This window comes from Inhella sp. (assembly GCF_027532025.1).
In the GTDB taxonomy this organism is placed as follows: domain Bacteria; phylum Pseudomonadota; class Gammaproteobacteria; order Burkholderiales; family Burkholderiaceae_C; genus Inhella.
This window is the reverse complement of sequence record NZ_JAPZSY010000140.1, coordinates 1-20,369: the sequence shown is the minus strand read 5'-3', so window position 1 is coordinate 20,369 and position 20,369 is coordinate 1. Positions and strand designations below refer to the sequence as shown.

12 protein-coding genes and 1 pseudogene are annotated in these 20,369 nt (G+C 68.0%); 7 read left to right on the top strand and 6 right to left on the bottom strand.

From position 1 onward, the window contains the following. Positions 1 to 287 precede the first annotated feature (287 nt). The 3 genes from O9335_RS16335 to O9335_RS16325 all read right to left on the bottom strand — a co-directional run bounded on the left by O9335_RS16335 (position 288) and on the right by O9335_RS16325 (position 7,281). Positions 288 to 5,072, bottom strand: a complete 4,785-nt coding sequence (locus tag O9335_RS16335) for an NAD-glutamate dehydrogenase (RefSeq protein WP_298390140.1) — start codon at positions 5,070 to 5,072, stop codon at positions 288 to 290. 311 nt (positions 5,073 to 5,383) lie between these two features. Beyond that, entirely contained in the window at positions 5,384 to 6,364 is a 981-nt protein-coding gene (locus tag O9335_RS16330; RefSeq protein ID WP_298390137.1) for a hypothetical protein, read from the bottom strand. 26 nt (positions 6,365 to 6,390) lie between these two features. Then, on the bottom strand, positions 6,391 to 7,281 hold the full coding sequence (locus tag O9335_RS16325; RefSeq protein ID WP_298390134.1) for a LysR family transcriptional regulator: 891 nt from the start codon (positions 7,279 to 7,281) through the stop codon (positions 6,391 to 6,393). A gap of 89 nt (positions 7,282 to 7,370) precedes the next feature. Here O9335_RS16325 and ilvD point away from each other — a divergent pair, with 89 nt between their 5' ends. Next, positions 7,371 to 9,050, top strand: coding sequence for a dihydroxy-acid dehydratase (gene ilvD / locus O9335_RS16320; RefSeq protein ID WP_298390131.1), 1,680 nt, complete (start codon positions 7,371 to 7,373; stop codon positions 9,048 to 9,050). Positions 9,051 to 9,065: 15 nt separating this feature from the next. Here ilvD and O9335_RS16315 read toward each other — a convergent pair whose 3' ends face one another. Beyond that, positions 9,066 to 9,305, bottom strand: a complete 240-nt coding sequence (locus tag O9335_RS16315) for a TIGR04438 family Trp-rich protein (RefSeq protein ID WP_298390126.1) — start codon at positions 9,303 to 9,305, stop codon at positions 9,066 to 9,068. 97 nt (positions 9,306 to 9,402) lie between these two features. On the opposite strand from O9335_RS16315, the gene O9335_RS16310 reads away from it, so the two are divergent. Next, positions 9,403 to 9,726: a c-type cytochrome gene (locus tag O9335_RS16310; protein ID WP_298390123.1), complete on the top strand. Its 324-nt coding sequence runs from the start codon at positions 9,403 to 9,405 to the stop codon at positions 9,724 to 9,726. A gap of 60 nt (positions 9,727 to 9,786) precedes the next feature. On the opposite strand, the gene O9335_RS16305 is transcribed toward O9335_RS16310, so the two are convergent. Next, a complete protein-coding gene (locus tag O9335_RS16305) occupies positions 9,787 to 12,480 on the bottom strand; it encodes an alpha-1,6-glucosidase domain-containing protein (protein ID WP_298390120.1) in 2,694 nt (897 codons plus the stop codon). A 137-nt stretch (positions 12,481 to 12,617) separates the two neighbouring features. Here O9335_RS16305 and O9335_RS16300 point away from each other — a divergent pair, with 137 nt between their 5' ends. From O9335_RS16300 to O9335_RS16280, 5 genes are read left to right on the top strand one after another with little or no spacing between them, the layout of a single operon-like run. Further along, positions 12,618 to 14,321: an alpha-amylase family glycosyl hydrolase gene (locus O9335_RS16300; RefSeq protein ID WP_298390117.1), complete on the top strand. Its 1,704-nt coding sequence runs from the start codon at positions 12,618 to 12,620 to the stop codon at positions 14,319 to 14,321. After that, positions 14,318 to 15,931: an alpha-amylase family glycosyl hydrolase gene (locus O9335_RS16295; protein ID WP_298390114.1), complete on the top strand. Its 1,614-nt coding sequence runs from the start codon at positions 14,318 to 14,320 to the stop codon at positions 15,929 to 15,931. Before O9335_RS16300 ends, O9335_RS16295 begins: the two co-directional genes overlap by 4 nt. A gap of 31 nt (positions 15,932 to 15,962) precedes the next feature. Beyond that, positions 15,963 to 16,907, top strand: a complete 945-nt coding sequence (locus O9335_RS16290; protein WP_298390111.1) for a DMT family transporter — start codon at positions 15,963 to 15,965, stop codon at positions 16,905 to 16,907. A 10-nt stretch (positions 16,908 to 16,917) separates the two neighbouring features. Continuing rightward, positions 16,918 to 18,489 (top strand): ATP-binding protein, encoded by a 1,572-nt coding sequence (locus O9335_RS16285; RefSeq protein ID WP_298390107.1) that lies wholly within the window; start codon positions 16,918 to 16,920, stop codon positions 18,487 to 18,489. A gap of 35 nt (positions 18,490 to 18,524) precedes the next feature. After that, positions 18,525 to 20,066 carry a fumarate hydratase gene (locus O9335_RS16280; RefSeq protein ID WP_298390105.1) on the top strand — a complete coding sequence of 514 codons (1,542 nt, stop codon included), beginning with the start codon at positions 18,525 to 18,527 and terminating at the stop codon, positions 20,064 to 20,066. Positions 20,067 to 20,131: 65 nt separating this feature from the next. On the opposite strand, the pseudogene O9335_RS16275 reads toward O9335_RS16280, so the two are convergent. Beyond that, positions 20,132 to 20,369 (bottom strand): annotated as a pseudogene (locus O9335_RS16275) (mechanosensitive ion channel); the annotation flags it as partial.

The following is a 20,369-nucleotide window of genomic DNA, read 5'->3' as shown; positions in this document are numbered from 1 at the left end:
GTCGCCGAGATCCCGGGGGCGACAGGCTAGGCGCTGGCGACGCCGCGTGGCGGGCTACGTCAGGAGCCGGCAACGACGCTTGTCGCCCCCGGGGCTCGGCCCGAAGAGTGGCCCCCGGATCCGGCGCATGCGTTGTCGCTCCTTCTTGTGGACACGAGTCCACGGCGGCGTCGCTCCTAGCCTGCGCCGGACCAGGGGCCACGCCGGCCTGGGCTTCTGCCGCGCAGACTCCTAGGAGTCTGTGCGCCGGCATCCCCCCCTGGTCAAAACTCGGTCGGCGCCAACACTCATGCCAGATTGCGCAGCTCGCGCATGGCCACCGAGACCATCGCCAGGTCGGCCTGCTTGCTCTCCTCCAGCTCGGTCATCAGGCGCTGCGCGCGCACCACCGAGGCCTTGTTGGCACTCTCCCAGCCTTCAAGCAAGGCGTCGAGATCGCCGCTGCCGCCGCTGAGCACTTGGTGCGTGAGCTGGCGCTGCAGGCCGGCCAGGTCGTCGGCCAGCGCGATCTTGGCGCGTTGCTGCCAGTCGGTGCTTGCGGGCAGACGCTCCACCAGCAAGGCGAGGCGAGCCAGCCCCAGGCGGCGCGCCACGCCGACGTGCACCCTGCTCACTTCGGCGAAGCCACGCTGCACGCCCTCGGCGACTTCGGCCACATCGAGGGCGGCCAACAGTCCGTCAGCCGAGGCCACGCGCGCAGCCAGTTCGGCAGGCACGCCGTCCGCCAGCCAGCGCTGCGCGAGATCGCTGGTGGCGGCCTCGCCGGCCAATTGCGCGGTCAGGCTCTGCGCCGCCGGGCGCAGCCGGTCGATGCTGCCCTGCATGGGCTCGGCGAGTCCGCGCCAGCGCAGGAACCAAGCGGTGGCGCGCGCCGTGAGCTGGCCCTCTTCGATGAGCAACTCGGCCTGCGTGGCGTCGGGCACCCGGTTGTCCAGCCGCTCCACCTGTTCCCAGATGCCGACCTGGCCGAAAACCTCGCGCGCCAGCAGATAGGCCCGCACGACCTGCGCCGGGCGGCTGCCCGTCTGCTCGGCCAGCCGGTGCGCATAGGTGGCGCCCACGCGGTTGACCATGCTGTTCAACACATGCGTGGCGATGATTTCGCGCTTCAGCGGATGGCGTGGGATGTAGGTCGCCATGGATCCGCGCAACTGCGCCGGGAAGTAGCGCAGCAGCGCCGTGCCGACCCATGCGTCTTCCAGCAGGTTGGAATCCATCAACTCATCGAACAGCCACATCTTGCTGTAGGCCATCAACACGGCGCGCTCGGGCGTGGTGAGCGCACCGCCGGCGTTGCGGCGTTGGGCGATCTCTTCGTCGTCGGGCAGAAACTCGATGGCGCGGTTGAGGCGACCGGCCTTTTCCAGGAATCGCATGAAGCGCGCTTCCTGGTCGAGCAGCTGCGGACCCAAGCGGTTGGTGACCGAAAGGCATTGCGTCTGGAAAACGTTGTCGCGCAGCACCAGCTCGGCCACTTCGTCGGTCATCTGCGCGAGCAGCGCGTTGCGCTGCTTCTCGGTCATCTCGCCCTCGGCGGTGACCATGCCGAGCAAGATCTTGATGTTCACCTCGTGGTCTGAAGTGTCCACGCCGGCCGAGTTGTCGATGGCATCGGTGTTGATGCGCACACCTTTCAATGCCGCCTCGATGCGTCCGCGCTGCGTGCAGCCGAGGTTGCCGCCCTCGCCCACCACCTTGCAGCGCAGTTCGCGGCCGTCAACACGCAGCAGGTCGTTGGCGCGGTCGCCGACTTGCCCATGGCTCTCGCTGCTCGCCTTCACATAGGTGCCGATGCCGCCGTTGTAGAGCAAGTCGACGGGCGCCTTGAGCAGCGCGTTGATCAACTCGGTCGGCGTGAGGCGCTCCGCCTCGACCTGGATCAATGCGCGCACCTGGGGCGACAGCGGAATGGACTTCTCGCTGCGCGACCAGACGCCGCCGCCGGCGCTGATCAAGTTGGCGTCGTACTCGGCCCAACTGGAACGCGGCAGTTTGAAGAGACGCTCTCGCTCGATGAAAGAGCGTTCGCAATCCGGATCGGGGTCGAGGAAGATGTGCCGGTGGTCGAAGGCGGCGAGCAGACGGATGTGCCGCGAGAGCAGCATGCCGTTGCCGAACACGTCGCCCGACATGTCGCCGATGCCGACCACGGTGAAGGGCTGCGTCTGCGTGTCGTGCCCCATCTCGCGGAAGAAGCGCTTCACACTCTCCCAGGCGCCGCGCGCGGTGATGCCCATTGCCTTGTGGTCGTAGCCCACGCTGCCGCCGCTGGCGAAGGCGTCGCCCAGCCAGTGGCCGTACTCCAGACTGACCGCGTTGGCGTAGTCGCTGAAGGTGGCGGTGCCCTTGTCGGCGGCCACCACGAGATAAGGGTCGTCGGCGTCGTGGCGCTTGACGTGCGGCGGGGGCGCGATGTCGCCGCCGATGCGGTTGTCGGTGAGGTCGAGCAAGGCGCGCAGGTAGTCCTGGTAACAGGCCACGCCTTCCTTCATGAAGGCCTCGCGGTCTGAACTCGGCGGCGCCTTCTTCAGCACGAAGCCGCCCTTTGAGCCGACCGGCACGATGACGGTGTTCTTCACCATCTGCGCCTTGACCAGACCCAGCACCTCGGTGCGGAAGTCCTCCAGACGGTCGCTCCAACGCAGGCCGCCGCGCGCCACCTTGCCGCCGCGCAGGTGCACGCCCTCGAAGCGCGGTGAGTAGACAAAAATCTCGAACATCGGCCTCGGCTCGGGCAGGCCGGGCACGCGCTTGCAGTCGAACTTGAAACTCACGAAGGCGCGGCGCGGACCGGCCTCGCCGCTGTGACCCTTGCCGGTGCGCCAGAAGTTGGTGCGCAGCGTGGCCTGGATGAGCGCCAGCAGTTGCCGCAGCACGCGGTCCTCGGACAGGCCGCCGACCTTCTCCAGCGCCTGCTCGATGGCGCGCACCTGGCTGGCCTCGGCCTCGGCGTCCGCACGGACGGGGTCGAAGCGAAGCTTGAACAGTTGCACCAACATGCGCGCGATCGGCGCGTGGGTGGCCAGCGCCGCCTCGATGGTGGCCTGCCCGAGCGGGAAGACCATCTGCTTGCAGTACTTGGCGTAGGCGCGAAGGATGACGATGTCATCGAAGGGCAGGCCCGCGCGCAGCACCAGCTTGTTGAAGTCGTCGTTCTCCACCTGCCCGTTGAAAACCTGGACGAAGGCCTGCTCGAAGAGCGGCGCCATGGTCTGCACGTCGATGTGCTCGGGCACCTGGGCACGAAGGTCGAAGTCGTGCACCGAGATGGCGCCGCCGGCCACGCGGTGGTTGTGCTCGCCCATCACGCGCACGCCCATGTGCTCGAGCATCGGCAGGCTGTCCGACAGCACCACCGCACCGCCTTGGCGATAGACCTTGAAGCCCCACTGGTCGTCCTCGGCGCCCAGCGGCTTGTAGAGGGCGACGGCCACCGGCTGCTCGTGGCTGAGCTGGGCGATCTTCACCACGTCGGCCACGGCGGCGCGGGCCGGCACGCGGGCGCGGTAGTCGGCCGGCATGCTGGCTTCCCAGGTCTTGAAGAGCAGCAGGCCGCGCGCCTCGCCCTCGGCCTCGGTGAGGGCGTCGCGCAACTGGTCGCTCCAGCGCCGCGCCGCCTGCGCCAACTTCTGTTCCAGGTCCTTGCGCTCGAAGGGTGGTACGGCCCCCGGCGTGGTGCGGATGTAGAAATGGATGCGCGCCAGCGCCGTCTCGCCAAGCGAGACATCGAACTCGCTGCTCAGGCCGGCAAAGGCATGCATCAGGATGTCGTGGATGCGCATGCGCAACTCGGTGCCAAAGCTCTCGCGCGGCACGTAGACCAGGCAGGAGATGAAGCGATCGAAGGGGTCGCGGCGCAGGAACAGGCGCAGACGCTGGCGGTCGCCGAGCGCGAGGATGCCCATCGCCGTGTCGTGCAGCTCGGCCACGCTGCTCTGCAGCAGCTCGTCGCGCGGGTAAGTTTCCAGGATGTGCGCCAGCGCCTTCGCGCGGTGCGAGCCGCTGCGGTAGCCGGCCCGCGCGGCGATCTCGGCCACCTTGCCGCGAATCAGTGGCGTCTCGCTGACCCGCGCCATGTAGGCGGTGGAGGTGTAGAGGCCCAGGAACCGGTGCTCCCCGACCACCCGGCCGCTGGCGTCGTAGCGCTTGACGCCCACGTAGTCGGTGTAGCCCGGCCGGTGCACGGTGCTGCGCTTGTTGGCCTTGGTGACCACGAGCACCGGCAGGGGGGCGCGTGCCAGCGCCTTCGCTTCACGCGGCAGCACCGAAAAACTGGCGGAGCGCGCTTCATCGGCGGTTTCGCGCAGCACGCCAAGGCCCGAGCCGGGCACCAGCTTGAGCACGTCCTCGCCGTCCTCCTCCAGCAGGTCGTGGCGGCGGTAGCCAAGCAGGGTGAAATGGTCGTCGGCCATCCATTCGAGGAAGGCTCGGCTCTCGGCCACCGTGGGGGCGTCCAGGCCAGCCGGCGCGCTCGAAAGCTCTTCGATCGCCTCGGTCAGCCGCGCCAGCATGGACTTCCAGTCGTTGACCGCGGCGCGCACATCGCTCAGCACGGCCTCGATGCCCTGCAGCAAGGCTTGGCGCCGCTCGACCTCGACGACGCGGTCGATCTGTATCTGCATCCAACTCTCGCGCGCACTGCCCTCCAGCTTCAGCAGCTGGCCGGCCGCGTCACGCTCCACCAAGAAGATGGGGTGCACGATGGCGTGCAGCGTGTAGCCCTGGCGGTTGATCTCGACCGTCGTCGAATCGACCAGGAAGGGCATGTCGTCGTTGACGATCTCGATCACCGAATGGCGCGAAGCCCAACCGTCCTCGGCCACGTTCGGGTTGAGCAGCCGAACCTTCGGTTGCCCGGGCTGCCGCTGCTGGCCAAATTGCCAGTGCGAGAGCAGGGCGCCGGCCAGATCTTCGGCACGCGCGTCCTGCAAATCATCGGCATCCAGCTGCGCGAGGCAAGCCTCGGCATACGGCGCAAATCCACTCCGGCGCTCGCTGCTCAGGCGGCTGGTGGCCACCGACATGACTTGGGTCAAACGCTCCTGGCGCAACCCTTCGTTGCTTGCGTCCATGCTGGTCTCCTTCGCATCGGAACAAGCGGGCATCCTAGGCCCCGTCGACGGTTGGGACGTCTCCGGGTGAGTACCAAGTCCTGTGCCCCCCGATGACGCGAGGTCGACCTGACAGTGACGGTCGCTGGCGGGAGATCAGCCATGGCCCGCTCGACCCGATGTCCAAGGCCGGCCGAGGCAGCGAGGCAAGCTCAGTCTCGCCAACCCGCAACGGCTCAATGCCGGCCGTGGCGTGGCCGCTGCAGCTGCAGCGGCTGATGCATCGCGCCCGCCAGGGCAACGAGACACGGCGGCGGCCAGGCCCGAACGCATCACCCCAGGTCCTTGAGCCTGGACTTCGCATCCTTGAGGTTGTTGGGCGCCACGCGCGGGGTTTGCACGAAGCGCTGCAACAGGGCGCGAGCGCGGTCTTTGTCGCCCAGGTCCCAGTAGGCCAAGCCCTGACGGTAGTCGATGGGCAGGCTGGCGGCGCCTTGCAGGGCGCGGGCGCGTTCGTACCAGCGGATGGCCTCCTCGTGCTTGCCTTCGTCCGCCGCCACGCGCCCCAAGGAGAACACCGGCACAGCCGAGTAGGGCAAGACCTGCATCAAGTGCTCCATGCGTTGGCGGGCTCGCGCGTGGTCGTTCACCTTCAACCAATGCCGCAGCAGCCCCTGCCAAACGCCCAGCGCTTGCGTGTGGAAGCTGAGGTCGTCACCCCACTGCACGGCCATCAGCTCGCGCTCGGCCTCGTCCCAGCGCTCCTTCTTGGCCGCGAGATTGGCCCGCAGCAGCTTGGCCACCTCGGGCTGGGTGCTGCGCACGGCGGCCTCCAGGGCTTCGGCCTTGGGCACACTGCCGCCGGCCATGCCAGGCAGCAGCAGGTAGGTTTGCTGCAAGATGATGCGCGCCTCGAACAGGCCAGGGTCCAGGCGCAGGGCGGTCTCCCAAGCCTCGAAGACCCGCCCCCCGAGCCGCATGGCCTGGAGCATGCCGCCCTGAATGGCCTTGGCGCTGAGCGCCGTGCCCAGCACGTAGTGGCAGTTGGCGGCGTCGGGGTACTGCTTGACACAGGCTTCGGCCAAGCGCAGCGAGCGCTCGGTGGCGGCCTTGTCGTTCATGTCGCTGGCCAGCATGGCCTGGGCCGCGTAGGCATCGGCCGACTTGAGCGACTGGGTGACCAGGTGCAGGTCGTCGCGGCGCCCCTGCTCCCACAGGCGCTGGAGGTGGTCGTCGCGCAGCCACGCAGCGTGCGAGGGCGAGCCCAGGCCCAGGGCCAGGGCGAGCAGCATGAAGCGAGGCAGGAGGGTCATGGCCTGAACGAAAACAGCAGCCCCGATCATCCGGCAGACGGCAAGCCCTGAAGGAAGGCACGTGCAACCGGGCCCAGCGCAGGGGTGGCCAACACCCAAGTCTGGCAGCGCGGGGCATCGGGGGGCGCGTCCAGGTACAGCACCCCAGGCCGTTGCAGCGCCTGCATGGATGCAGGCACCCAGGCCAGGCCGAAGTCGGCCGAGGCCAGGTGGATCAGCGTGGCCATTTGCACCGCGCGCTGGCGGGGCTGAACGATCACGCCATGGGCGCGGTAGTAGTCGACGACCGCGTCGTGCAGGGCCGGCGCGATGTCCCGCGGGAACAGCACCAAGGGCTCGGTCAGCAAGGCGTCCACCGCTGGCTCGGGCCCCAAGCGACAGGCGGCCGGCTGCGAGACGGCCAAAACGAAAGGCTCCTCCGCCAGGGCGCGCCAACCCAGCGGAGGCGGCGGCGCACCCGCGGGCTGCAAGACCCAGCCCAGGTCCAGGCTGCCGCGCTGCAGCCCGTCCAGTTGCACATCCAGCGTCGCCTCGCGCAACTCCAGGGCGACGCCCGGATGGGCCACTTGGAAGGCATGCAGCCAGCTCGGCAAGGGCCCAAAACCCGCGGGAGACACCATACCCACACGCAACTGCCCCCGTTGCCCCTGTGCGGCAGCGCGCGCCACCAAGGCCAGGCCCTGCCCCTGGTGCAACCAATCTCGCAAGGGCTCGCGCAGCGCTTCCCCGGCGGCCGTGAGCCGAACGCGACGGCTGGTGCGGTTCAGCAGGGGCACGCCCAAGCAGGACTCCAGGTGTCGCAAGCCTTTGCTGACCTGCGGCTGGCGCCAACCCAAGCGCTCGGCCGTGCGGCCGAAGTGCAGCTCCTCGGCCAGGGTGAGAAAGAGACGCGCCAGCGTGGGGTCGATTGATTCCATATGGGAATTTATCTTGCCACTTAAACGATCTTGATCGCATGAATGTCGATTCGGATACTCGAGGCCCCTCCGTCTCACCCCCTGACGCCATGACCGCCAACCGTCGCAGCAAAAACATCACCGAAGGCGTGGCCCGCGCGCCCAACCGCTCCATGTTCTACGGCATGGGCTACAAGGCCGAAGACTTCACCAAGCCGATGATCGGCGTGGCCAGCGGGCACAGCACCATCACCCCCTGCAACAGCGGCCTGCAACCGCTGGCCGACATCGCAGTCGCCGCCCTCAAGGAATCGGGCGCCAACGCCCAACTCTTCGGCACGCCCACCATCTCCGACGGCATGGCCATGGGCACCGAAGGCATGAAGTACAGCCTGGTGAGCCGCGAAGTGATTGCCGACTGCGTGGAAACCTGCGTGGGCGGCCAATGGATGGATGGCGTGCTGGTCATCGGCGGCTGCGACAAAAACATGCCCGGCGGCTTGATGGGCATGCTGCGCGCCAACGTGCCCGCCATCTACGTGTACGGCGGCACCATCCTGCCCGGCAAGTACAAGGGCCAGGACCTGAACATCGTCAGCGTGTTCGAGGCCGTGGGGCAGTTCAGCGCCGGCAAGATGAGCGAAGAAGACTTCTGCGAGATCGAGAAGCGCGCCATCCCCGGCACCGGCAGTTGCGGCGGCATGTACACCGCCAACACCATGAGCTCCGCCTTCGAGGCGCTGGGCATCTCGTTGCCCTACTCCAGCACGCAGGCCAACGTGCACGATGACAAGAAGGCCAGCACGCACGCGGCCGCGGTGGCGCTGGTCGAGGCCGTCAAGCGCGACCTCAAGCCGCGCGACATCGTCACTCGCCAGAGCATCGAAAACGCCGTCTCCACCATCATGGCCATCGGGGGTTCGACCAACGCCGTGCTGCACTTCCTGGCCATCGCCCATTGCGCCAACATTCCTTGGGAGCTGGACGACTTCGAGCGCATCCGCCAGCGCGTGCCGGTCATTTGCAACCTCAAGCCGAGTGGCGACTACATGGCCATCGACCTGCACAACGCCGGTGGCATCCCGCAGGTGATGAAGGTGCTGCTGGACGCCGGCCTGCTGCATGGCGACTGCATCACCATCACCGGCAAAACCATCGCCGAAACCCTGGCCGACGTGCCCTCGGAACCCGACGGCAAGGTCATCAAGCCGATCCGCGAAGCGCTCTACCCCCAAGGCCACTTGGCCATCCTCAAAGGCAACCTGGCGCCTGAAGGGGCCGTGGCCAAGATCACCGGCCTGAAGAACCCCGCCATCACCGGGCCCGCCAAGGTGTTCGACGACGAACAATCCGCCCTGGCTGCCATCATGGGCAACCAGATCCAGGCCGGCGATGTCGTGGTCTTGCGCTACCTGGGCCCCAAGGGCGGCCCGGGCATGCCGGAAATGTTGGCACCCACCAGTGCCCTGGTGGGCCAGGGCCTGGGAGAAAGCGTGGGCCTGATCACCGACGGACGCTTTAGCGGCGGCACCTGGGGCATGGTCGTGGGGCACGTGGCGCCCGAGGCCTACGAGGGCGGCACGATCGCCCTGGTGCAGAACGGCGACAGCGTCACCATCGACGCCAACCGCCTGCTGCTGCAACTGCACATCAGCGACGAGGAGTTGGCCCGCCGCCAAGCCCAGTGGGTGAGGCCTGCGCCCCGCTACACGCGTGGCGTGCTGGCCAAGTTCGCCTTCAACGCCAGCAGCGCCAGCACCGGCGCGGTGCTGGACCGCTTCGGCGACTGAAGCCCGGCCCGGCGCTCACTTGCGCTTGGGCCCGCGGCCCATGGCCTCGAGTTGACGCAAGCGCCGGGCCTCTCTCTTTTGGTCCATCCGCTCCATGGCCTTCCTTTGCGTGTAGCCATACTGGTCGGCCAGGCTCCACCACACTGCCGCCAGGGCCAACGGCAGCAGCACCCACCAGGTGCTGTAGCTCGACAACCACGCCACGTCCAGGTACTTCAGCAGCAGGTACAGCAAGGCAAGGAAGACGAAGACCACGGCAGCATCTCCAAACGGGATGGATCGACTTTAGTCGCAGCAGCGGCAGGCTCGCAGCACAATCACATCGTCCGTCCACTTCCCCCTTAGGAACCGCATGACCCCCGCCCTGCGCACGACCCTGTTGAGCCTGGCAGCCGCCAGCCTGAGCACCTTCTCGGCGCCGGCTTGGGCCGACATGGCCTTGGCCCAAAAGAAGAACTGCATGGCCTGCCACGCTGTGGACCGCAAGATCGTCGGGCCCAGCTTCAAAGAGGTGGCCACCAAGTACGCCAAGGACAAAAAGGCCGAGGCCCTGTTGGCCGAGAAGATCGTCAAAGGCGGCAAAGGCGTGTGGGGCGAGATGGCCATGCCGCCCAACGCCAACCTGAGCCCCGCTGAAGCCAAAGCGCTGGCCAAGTGGGTGCTGGCGACGAAGTAAACGCTTCGCCCTGGCCCTGACCCACTCGGCGCCCCTGAGCCTGGGCTGGCCCGAGTGGCCTCAGCGGACCCACGCCACCGCGCTCCAAGCCGGCACACGCAGCGCGCCGGCTTTGGCTTGGCGCGCTTCAAGCGCCACTCGCTGGTCGGCCGCTTGCCTTGCGGTATGCACCGGGTGCAAGCGCCAGGCGCCCGGCACGCTGAACTCGCGCGCCTCCGACGCCCCGTTGAACACCAGCAGCAGGCCGCCAAAGCGCGCGCCGGGCCAGCCGGTGCCGTCGAGCTCAGCCACGATCAGCGCCGGGTCTTGTCCCGGGCCCGCGGCGTGGAAGCGCAGGCGCTTTTGCACCTCGTCGGCCGAAGGCAGCGAGAACAAGCTGGAGCTGGCGCGGATGCGCATCACGTCGTGAAAGGCGGCCACGGCCTGGCGCAGTTGCGCGGGCGTGGGTTGCAGCGTCGGGTCGCCCAGCAGTGGGGCGATGGTGTCCCAGTCGCGGCCGTTGTCGGGCGCGGGCGGCAGGCCGTGGCCGAAGCCGTTGTCGCGCAGGCCGTAGTCCAGGCGGTTGAAGGCGTCGCCGCTGTCGTAGCTGTTGCGGTCCAGGCTCTTGCTGCGCAGCAGCTCTTGGCCAGCGTGGACGTAAACAGTGCCTTGGCTCCAGGCCACCAGGGCGTTGCCGACGTTTTGGCGGTGCAGGCGCTCCAGCATGCTGGCGCGGGCCGGCAGCTTGAGCACGTTGGCGTCGAACAGGGTGTGGTTGTCGTGGTTTTCGACGTAGTGCACCGCCTCACCCGGCTGGGCCGCGTAGCCGGCGGGCTGGCCGGCGTAGTCAATCTCGGCGCCGCGCTGGGTCGCGCCGGTGTGCGTGGTGAAGCGGAACTCGGCCAAGGTGCCGGCCAGTTGCAGGCGAAGCAGGTCGGCGGCCTTGACGGCGTCGGCGCGCTTGGCGGGGTCGTCCAGCAAGCCGTTGAGCCAGCCTTTGGAGCCCATCAGCTCTTTGACGCTGCCGAAGCTGCCGCCGCGCGCGGCGTCGCGGCCACGGTCGCTGAAGGTGCCGATGCCGTCGCCCTTGAGGCTGAGTTGGCTGGCCTGCACGAAGCGCGCGCCGTTGGCGACCTCGCCAAAGTTCCAGCCTTCGCCAATGAACAGGATTTCGCGGCCCAGCTCGCGCCGCAGGCGCTCGCGCATGGCCAGCATGGCGGCGCGGGGCTGGTGGCCCATGAGGTCGAAGCGGTAGCTGTCGAGCTTGTACTCGCGACTCCACAGCAGCAGGCTGTCGCTCATGAGCTTGGCCATCATGCGGTGCTCGGTGGCGGTGTTGTCGCAGCAGGTGCTCTTTTCCACCTCGCCGTTGGCGTTGAGGCGCTGGTAGTAGCCGGGCACGACGCGGTCCAGCACCGAGCGCTCGTTTTGGCCTGAGGCGGTGGTGTGGTTGTAGACCTTGTCCAGGCCCACGCGCAGCCCGGCGCGGTGCAGGGCCAGCACCATCTGGCGGAACTCGCGCACGCGGGCGAAGGGATCGTCGGCGTCGGTGGCGTAGCTGCCTTCGGGGGCGTTGAAGTGGAAGGGGTCGTAGCCCCAGTTGAAGCAGTCTTGTGCGGCCACGGCCATCACGGCGGCCTGCTGCAGCGGGCTGTTGGGCGGGGCCTTGGGCAGTTTCGGTTCGATGCAGCTCTTTTCGGGAACGGTGGCCAGGTCGAACACGGGCAGCAGGTGGATGTCGGTCACGCCGACGCGTGCCAGCTCGCGCAGGTGGCGCATGCCTTGGCTGCGGGCCTCGGTGAACGCCGGGTACTTGCCGCGCCAAGCGGGGCGCACGCTGGGGTCGTCGCGCGAGAAGTCGCGCACGTGCAGCTCGTACACCACCATCTCGTTCAGGCGCTTGATCTCGCGCACGCCGGTGGGCGCGCCCCAGCCCGGCGGTTGGGTGCGCGGGTCGGCCAGGTCCAGCACGGCCGTGCGGCGCGAGTTGGCACTGAGCGAGACGGCGTAGGGGTCGGTCACGCGCTGACGCACCCAGCCTTGCCCATCGACCCACACTTCAACCAGGTAGTTGACGAACTGGCCCTGCAAGTCGACCGGCTGCTGCCAGTGCCAGCTGCCGCTGGCGGCGTCCCACTGGGCCGCAAAGCGCTGGCTGGGGGCGGCTTGAGCGCCGGGGTAGACGCACACCTCCACCGCCCGGGCGGTGGGCGCCCACAAACGCCCCTCGGTGCCGCCCGGTCGGCGCTGGATGCCCAGGGCGAGCGGCTCGGCCGCATCGGCAAACAGGGCGTCCAGCGCGCCGGCGTTTTGCAGCCGGGTGGCGGCCAGCACGCGGCCTTGCTCGTCTTCACGCACCAGAAGGGCCTGCCCTTGCAGCAGGGCGAGCCGGGAAGCACGGTCCAACGCGGTGGCGAACTGCAGGGTGGCTCCGGCGCCCACCCAGGCGAAGGCGGCCGGCAAGGGCTCGGTGCTGACGTTGAACGACAGGGCTTGGGCAAAGCCCCGCGCGGCGGTGCCCACGTCGGCTTGGATGCCGCCCTGCGGGCTGTGCAGCAGGCGGTAGCGCCCCTCGGCAGGCTGGCCCGGCCAGCGGAATCGATCCGCGCCGACGGCATGCGCCTGCGCCGGCCCTGCGGTGGCCCCAGCATGGGGCAAGGCCTGGGCGAAGGGCGTGCGCGACTCGTCGCAGGGCGCCAAGTCCGCCTGAGCCCAGGCCGGCAACACCGCCAAAACCCCCCAAGCCCAACCGATGCCGCTCACCGCTGCCCTCATGACGACCCCAAAGACTGAAACAAAACTACATCATGCCCGAGGGTTGCCCGCCATGAATCCTGGCAAACACGCATGCCATATCGGGTGAACCCTAGGGATACTGGAGGCGTCATGGCGTAACTTTCCTACATTTGGGCATGAATACTTGGCGACTTCGCGTGCAGGTGGCGTTTACCCTGCTGGCCCTCTTGGTGCTGCAAGCTTGCGGTGGCGGTGGTGGTGGCGGATCGGCCCCGCCGCCCGCCCCCATCCCACCGACGCCCGCGCCGCCACCGCCGGCGCCACCGCCGCCAGCTCCCCCGCCTCCCGCGCCCGCGCCGACACCGACGCCCGCGGGCGTGGACTTGAGCCCTGTGGCCGCAGCCGATCCGGGCAGCCCCCTGGACACCGACTGGCGCCATGGCGCTTTCGCCCAGATCTTTGTGCGCAGCTACAAGGACAGCAATGGCGACGGCGTGGGCGACCTGCGCGGCCTGACCCAGCAGCTGGATTACCTGCGCGACCTGGGCGTGCGTGGCCTGTGGCTGTTGCCCATCAACCGCAGCCAGGACGGCGACCACGGCTACGCGGTGACCGACTATCGCAACGTGGAAACCGCCTACGGCAGCGTGGCCGACCTGGACGAATTGCTGAAGCAAGCGCACGCGCGCGGCATGGGCGTGGTGCTGGACTACGTGATCAACCACAGCGCCGCGCAGCATCCCTTGTTCCAAACCTCGCGGAGCGACACCACCAACAGCTTCCGCCCTTGGTACGTGTGGCAGGCCAGCGCCCCTGCGGGCTGGAACGTGTTCGGCGGCAACCCATGGCGCAGTGCCACCACGGGGTCGTACTACGCACCCTTCTGGGACCAAATGCCCGACTGGAACCTGCGCAACGCCGATGTACTGGCCTTTCACCAGAACAACCTGCGCTTCTGGTTGAACCGTGGCGTGGACGGTTTCCGCTTCGACGCCGTGGGGGTGCTGATCGAGAACGGCAGCGGCGCCTGGGAAAACCAGCCCGAAAGCGTCAACCTGATGAGGGACATCGCCAGCTTGGTGGACAGCTACAGCAAGAGATTCACGGTGTGCGAAGCGCCCAGTGCCTCGCTGAGCTATGCCCAGGCCTGCGGACGGGCCTTTGCCTTCGGCACGCAAAGCGACCTCATCGCCGCCGCGGGTTCCTCCAACTCGGCCGCCCTGTCGCGGTTGGCACAGGCCCCGGCGGCGGGTCTGAGCCCCTTCTTGTCCAACCACGACGAGTTCGCTGGCCAGCGCCCCTTCGACCAACTGGGCGGCGACCCTGGCGCACTGAAGGTGGCGGCCAGCCTGTCGCTGCTGCGGCCAGGCACGCCCTTCATCTATTACGGCGAGGAAGTGGGCATGAGCGGCGGGGCTGGCCTGAGCGGCGACCCCCGACTGCGCTCGCCGATGAGTTGGGCGGGCAACACCAGCAACGGCGGCTTCACCACGGGCACGCCGTACCGCGCGCTGGCGGCCAATGTGTCCACGAACAACGTGGCGGCCCAGGCGGCCGACCCGAACTCCCTGCTCAACCACTACAAGGCCGTGCTGGCCTTGCGCAATGCACAGCCCGCCCTGGCCAAGGGCACGCTGGAAAACGGCCAGGTGCTGGGCAGCACCCTGGCCTACTGGCGGGTGCTGGGCAACGAGCGGGTGCTGGTGGTGGTCAACACCGGGCGCAGCGCCAGCGCCAGCCTGACGGTGAGTGGCGCGCCAGCATCGGCCAACTTGCAAGCCTTGATGGGCAGCAGCACGCCGCTCACCGCCAACGCCTCGGGCCAGGTGACGCTCAGCGTCCCGGCACAGAGCACCGTGATCTACAAGGTCCAACCATGAACGCTCGCTTCCTGAGCCTGATCCTGGCCGCCAGCCTGGCCGGTTGCAGCAGCCCCCCCACCCTGCCGCCGCCCGCCGACCTCGGCCCCGTGGCCGCCAAGCCCACCAGCAATGGCCTGCCGGAGGATTGGCATCAGGGTGTGTTCATGGAGGTGTTCGTTCGCAGCTACCAGGACAGCGACGGGGACGGCCAAGGCGACCTGCGCGGCCTGATCCAGCGCCTGGACCACCTGCAAGCCCTGGGCGTGACCGGCTTGTGGCTGATGCCGGTGACGCAGAGCCAGGACCGCGACCACGGCTACGCCACGACCGACTTCCGCGCCATCGAGCGCGACTACGGCAGCTTGGCCGACTTCGACGAACTGCTGCGCGAGGCCCACCGACGCGGGATCGGCGTCATCATCGACTACGTGGTGAACCACAGCAGCCACGCGCACCCCTTGTTTCAGCAGGCCAAGTCCAACCCCGGCAACGCTTACCGCGACTGGTTCTTGTGGGCCGACAGCGCGCCAGCGGGCTGGGACATTTGGGGCAAATACCCCTGGTACTGGACCGGTCAGCAGCCCTGGAACTGGACCGGTGAGGTCAAGGACATGCCACTGGCGCCGGCCGCCGCGCGCGAGTTCTACTTCGGCACCTTCGGTCCCCACATGCCGGACTTCAACATGAAGAACCCAGCGGTGGTGCAGTGGCACGAGGACAACCTGCGGTTTTGGCTCAACCGCGGCCTCGATGGCTTCCGGCTGGATGCCGTGCCTCATCTCGTGGAAAACAGCGCCCAGGCCTGGAACGACCAGCCTGAAAGTCGTGCCCTGACGCAGCGCATCTACCGCCTCATCAGCCAATACCCTCAGCGCTACACCGTGTGCGAAGCCACGGCCGAACCGGCCGAGTACAGCCGAGAAGACGTCTGCGGCAGCGCCTTCGCCTTCGGGTTGGAGCGCGCCATCATGGAAGCGCTGAAGGGCGAAAAGTCCGACGCTGTGCAGCGCATCGGCGACTTCTTCAAGACCCGACCGCACCGCATGGCCACCATGCTGGCCAACCACGACATCTTTGCCGGCCATCGCATTTGGGACCAACTGCAAGGCGATGAAGCCAAGTACCGCTTGGCGGCGGCCAGCTACCTGCTGCAGCCTGGCATCCCGTTCATTTACTACGGCGAAGAGATCGGCCAAGGCGGTCTGATGGATTTGCGCGGTGACGCCCCCATCCGCGGCCCCATGAGCTGGGACGCCAGCGCCCCGCATGCCGGCTTCAGCACCCATGTCGGGCCCCTGAAGCGAGGCCGCAGCCCCAACGCCGGCACCCACAACGCGGCGGCACAGCGTGCCGATCCGGATTCGCTGTTTCACCACTACCGCCAGCTCATCGCGCTGCGCAAGGCGCACCCCGCGCTCAAACGCGGCAGCTACGAGGCGGTGCAGGTTCAGGGCCCCATCCTGAGCTTCGAGCGTCGTGCCGAGGGCGAAGCCCTGCGCGTCTCGCTGAACTACAGCGGCGACACCCAGCCCTGGCCGGCCGTAGGCAGCGCGCTGTGGGGCAGCCCCGTGGCCACGGCCGACCGCTTGCCCGCCTGGGGTGTGCGGGTCGAGAGATTGCCGCGCTGAGGCCGACGCGGTGGCATAGAGTCCGCGGGCCATGCCCGCACCTCGCCCCCCGGCCGCTTCGCCGCCCCGCCTGTCGCCCCACCTGCTGGTGTTGCTGACGCTTCCGCCCTTGGTCTGGGCCGGAAATGCCGTCGTGGGCCGTGCGGTGACCGAGCAAGTGCCGCCCGTCTTGCTCAACACGCTCCGCTGGACCCTGGCCCTGGCCTTGTTGTTGCCCTTCACCCAAGGCTTGTGGCAACGCCGCACCGAATGGGTGCCAAGCTGGCGCTGGTGGCTGATGACGGGCATCTTGGGCATGGCCAGCTACAACGCGCTGCTGTACCAGGCCCTGCACACGGTGTCGCCGGTCAACGTCACCCTCATCGCCGCCAGCCTGCCCGTCGCCATGCTGCTGGTGGGGGCCATGTTTTTTCAGCGGCCCGCCACGCCCCATCAAGTCGTCGGCGCCGCCCTGTGTGCCGCGGGCGTGCTGATGGTGGTGAGCCAAGGCCAGTGGCAACGCCTGCTGGCGCTGCAGGTGTCGGCCGGCGACCTGCTCATGCTGCTGGCCACCCTGGCTTGGGCCGGCTACAGCTGGCTGCTGACCCGCCCCCCGCCCGGCCTGGGCGCCGATTGGCCCTGGACCAACACCTTGGCCCTGCAAATGATGATGGGTTTGGCCGTTGGCGCGCCGTTGAGCGGGCTGGAGCAAAGCTGGACCCACGTGCCGCTGCGCTGGGACCTGGGCATGGGCGCAGCGCTGCTCTTCATCGCCCTCGGACCCAGCCTCCTGGCCTACCGCTGCTGGGGCCTGGGTGTGGCGCAGGGCGGGCCCGCACTGGCGTCGGTGTTTGCCAACCTGACGCCGGTTTTCACCGCCCTGCTCGCCGCCCTGCTGCTGGCCGAGCCGCCGCAGGCCCACCACGGTTGGGCGTTCTTGTTGATCGCTGCGGGTATCTCCGTGTCGGCACGATCGGTCGGCGCTGCTAAACCCTGATGCCATGCGAATGACCTCGTCGTTGCGGGTAGCGGTCATCTTGACCCTGGTGGCCGGCCTACTGGCCCCGGGCTTGGCGCTGCTGCTCGTGGAACAGCAAACCACCCGGCAGCGGGTGCTGGCCGAACTCCAGGAAGAGCTCGACCGCAGCGCCACGGTGATGGCCTTGTCCATGGTGGAGCCCCTGTGGCAGGTGTCGCCCGAGTTGGCCCTGCCCCTGATCAGCGCGCAATTTGAGGACCGCCGCTTCGTGCGCGTGCTGGTCAGCGACACCAGCACGGCCATTCCGATGGTGGACTACCCGGATGCCGAGCTGGTCAACACCAGCCTCGACCCCACCCTCACCCTGGAAACCGAGCGCGACATCCAGCGCGAGGGCCGCGTCATTGGCAAGTTGCACTTGTGGATGAGCGCGGAAAGGCCCATGGCGGCGGCTCAGCACGCTTTGTGGCTCCAGGCGGGCCGCACGGCCATGCTGGCAGCGTTCTCCATGGCGCTGATCCTGCTGGTGCTGCGCCGCCGGGTTCTTGCGCCCATGGAACGGTTGTCCCAAGACGCCACGGCGCTGGGCGCGGGTCACCTGAGCCGCCCACTCACGACCGCTGGGACTGACGAGATCGGCAAGGTCAGTCGGGCCATGGAGCTGATGCGGCAAGCCCTGCTCGAAGCCTTCGACCGCTTGCGCCTGCACGCCAGCACCCTGGAGGACACCGTCAACCAGCGAACGGCGGAATTGACCGACGCCAACAGCGAACTGAAAAGCGCCCTGGTTCAGCTGCAAGCCGCCCAACGCGAACTGGTGGAAAGCGAAAAGCTGGCATCCCTGGGACGGTTGGTGGCGGGCGTCGCGCACGAGCTCAACACCCCGTTGGGCAACGCGATGACAGTGGTCACCTCCCTCGATGACCGCTGGGGTGAATTGAGCGACATGATGGCCAGCGGCCAGGTGCGTCGCAGCGCGCTGGATGCCCTGGTCAACGACACCCGCCGTGGCTTGGACATCCTGCACCGCAATGTCGGCCGGGCCACCGAGCTCGTACGCGACTTCAAGCAAGTGGCGGTGGACCAAACCAGCGATGCGCGCCGCGAGTTCGACCTGGCCCAGGTGGTGAACGACGTGCTGGTGATGGTCGAGCCCCGCTACAAGAACACGCCCTACCAAATCGTCACCGACCTGGCGCCCGATCTCAAGATGAACAGCTACCCTGGCTCCTTGGGCCAGGTGCTGACCAACCTGCTCATCAACGCCCTGGTGCACGCCTTCGACGCCCGACCCAAGGGCACGGTGTTCATCAGCAGCCGCCCGCTGCACAGCGCCCCCCATTGGGTGGAGCTGACCGTGAGTGACGATGGCTGCGGGATGGACGAGTCGGTGCGCAAGCGCATCTTCGACCCCTTCTTCACCACCAAGCTCGGCCGAGGCGGCACGGGCTTGGGCCTGCACATCGTGCACAACATCGTGACCCAGATCTTGGGCGGCCAAATCGACGTCAGCAGTCACCCTGACCAAGGCGCCACGATGACCCTGCGTCTGCCGCGCGTGGCCCCCGAGCGCAAGGAAGACGACAGCGGCGCTGTCTAAACTCCGCAGGTCATCCCGCCCCCCTCGGAGCCCTCATGCCCACCGTGATCCGCCACGACGACCTCGTGGAATCCGTTGCCGCTGCGCTGCAGTACATCAGCTACTACCACCCGGCCGACTACATCAGCCACTTGGCCCGCGCCTACGAGCGCGAAGCCAGCCCGGCAGCCAAGGACGCCATCGCGCAGATCCTGACCAATTCCAAGATGTGCGCTGAGGGACGCCGCCCCATTTGCCAAGACACGGGCATCGTCAACGTCTTCCTCGAAATCGGCATGGACGTGCGCTTCGAGGGCTTCCCAGGCTCGATCGAAGACGCGGTCAACGAAGGCGTGCGCCGCGGCTACCTCAACCCCGACAACAAGCTGCGCGCCAGCGTGCTCGACGACCCACTGTTCGCCCGCAAGAACACCAAGGACAACACCCCCGCCGTCGTCCACATGCGCGTGGTGCCGGGCGCCACGGTCAGCGTGGATGTGGCCGCCAAAGGCGGTGGCAGCGAGAACAAGAGCAAGTTCAAGATGATGAACCCCAGCGACGACCTCGTCAGTTGGGTGCTGGCCACCGTGCCCGAAATGGGCGCCGGCTGGTGCCCGCCTGGCATGCTGGGCATCGGCGTGGGCGGCACGGCCGAAAAGGCCATGCTGCTGGCCAAGCAAAGCCTGATGGAGCCCATCGACATGGCCGACCTGCTGGCTCGCGGCCCGCAGAACAAGCTCGAAGAGTTGCGCATCGAGCTGTACGAAAAGATCAATGCGCTGGGCATTGGCGCGCAAGGCTTGGGCGGGCTGACGACGGTGCTGGACGTCAAGATCGCCACCTACCCCACGCACGCCGCCAGCAAGCCGGTGGCCATGATCCCCAACTGCGCCGCCACCCGCCACGCCCACTTCACCCTGGACGGGTCGGGCCCTGCCTACATCGATCCGCCGAGCCTCGACCTGTGGCCCGACGTGCACTGGGCGCCCGACTACAACAAGAGCCGCAAGGTCGACCTCAACACCCTGACGCGCGAACAGGTGCAAAGCTGGAAGCCGGGCGACACGCTGCTGCTCAGCGGCAAGATGCTCACCGGCCGCGACGCAGCGCACAAGCGCATCCAGGACATGCTGGCCCAGGGCGAAAAGCTGCCTGTGGACTTCACCAACCGCGTCATCTACTACGTGGGCCCCGTGGACCCGGTGCGCGACGAAGTGGTGGGCCCCGCGGGCCCGACCACCGCCACGCGCATGGACAAGTTCACCGAGATGATGCTGGCCCAAACCGGCCTCATCGCCATGATCGGCAAGGCCGAGCGCGGCCCCACCGGGGTGGCGGCCATTCAAAAGCACCGCAGCGCTTACTTGATGGCCGTGGGCGGCGCGGCCTACCTGGTCTCCAAGGCCATCAAGGGCGCCAAGGTGGTGGGCTTTGAGGACCTGGGCATGGAGGCGATCTACGAGTTCGACGTGCAAGACATGCCCGTCACCGTGGCCGTGGACGCCGGCGGCACCAGCGCGCACGTGACCGGCCCGGCCGAGTGGAAGGAGCGCATCGCCACCGGCCGGTTCGCCGGCATCCCCATCGCGGCCGGCTGATCCAGGCGCGCCAAGCGCTGTCGCAAAAGCCGAGGGGCCGTCCGTGACGGCCCCTCTTCAAGCGTTCAAGGAGCGCCCGTCGGGCGCTGGTGCATCACCCGCTGCGGGAACGGGATTTCCACGCCGTGTTCTTGCAGCGTCCGCAAGATGGCCAGGTTCACGGCCGAGCGCACGCTCGACTGACCGTTCTCAGGATCGCTGATCCAGAAAACGATGAACAACTCCAGCCCATCGGCCGCAAAACCGTTCAGCAGCACCGAGGGCGCAGGCTCTGGCAACACCCGGGGCACCTGGAGCAAGGCC

What these genes read in the sequence shown, in the direction of transcription:
- O9335_RS16310 (WP_298390123.1), top strand. Translation starts at nt 9,403, where the DNA reads ATGACCCCCGCCCTGCGCACGACCCTGTTGAGCCTGGCAGCCGCCAGC.
- O9335_RS16335 (WP_298390140.1), bottom strand. Translation starts at nt 5,072, where the DNA reads ATGGACGCAAGCAACGAAGGGTTGCGCCAGGAGCGTTTGACCCAAGTC.
- O9335_RS16330 (WP_298390137.1), bottom strand. Translation starts at nt 6,364, where the DNA reads ATGACCCTCCTGCCTCGCTTCATGCTGCTCGCCCTGGCCCTGGGCCTG.
- O9335_RS16295 (WP_298390114.1), top strand. Translation starts at nt 14,318, where the DNA reads ATGAACGCTCGCTTCCTGAGCCTGATCCTGGCCGCCAGCCTGGCCGGT.
- ilvD (WP_298390131.1), top strand. Translation starts at nt 7,371, where the DNA reads ATGACCGCCAACCGTCGCAGCAAAAACATCACCGAAGGCGTGGCCCGC.
- O9335_RS16325 (WP_298390134.1), bottom strand. Translation starts at nt 7,281, where the DNA reads ATGGAATCAATCGACCCCACGCTGGCGCGTCTCTTTCTCACCCTGGCC.
- O9335_RS16305 (WP_298390120.1), bottom strand. Translation starts at nt 12,480, where the DNA reads ATGAGGGCAGCGGTGAGCGGCATCGGTTGGGCTTGGGGGGTTTTGGCG.
- O9335_RS16285 (WP_298390107.1), top strand. Translation starts at nt 16,918, where the DNA reads ATGACCTCGTCGTTGCGGGTAGCGGTCATCTTGACCCTGGTGGCCGGC.
- O9335_RS16280 (WP_298390105.1), top strand. Translation starts at nt 18,525, where the DNA reads ATGCCCACCGTGATCCGCCACGACGACCTCGTGGAATCCGTTGCCGCT.
- O9335_RS16290 (WP_298390111.1), top strand. Translation starts at nt 15,963, where the DNA reads ATGCCCGCACCTCGCCCCCCGGCCGCTTCGCCGCCCCGCCTGTCGCCC.
- O9335_RS16300 (WP_298390117.1), top strand. Translation starts at nt 12,618, where the DNA reads ATGAATACTTGGCGACTTCGCGTGCAGGTGGCGTTTACCCTGCTGGCC.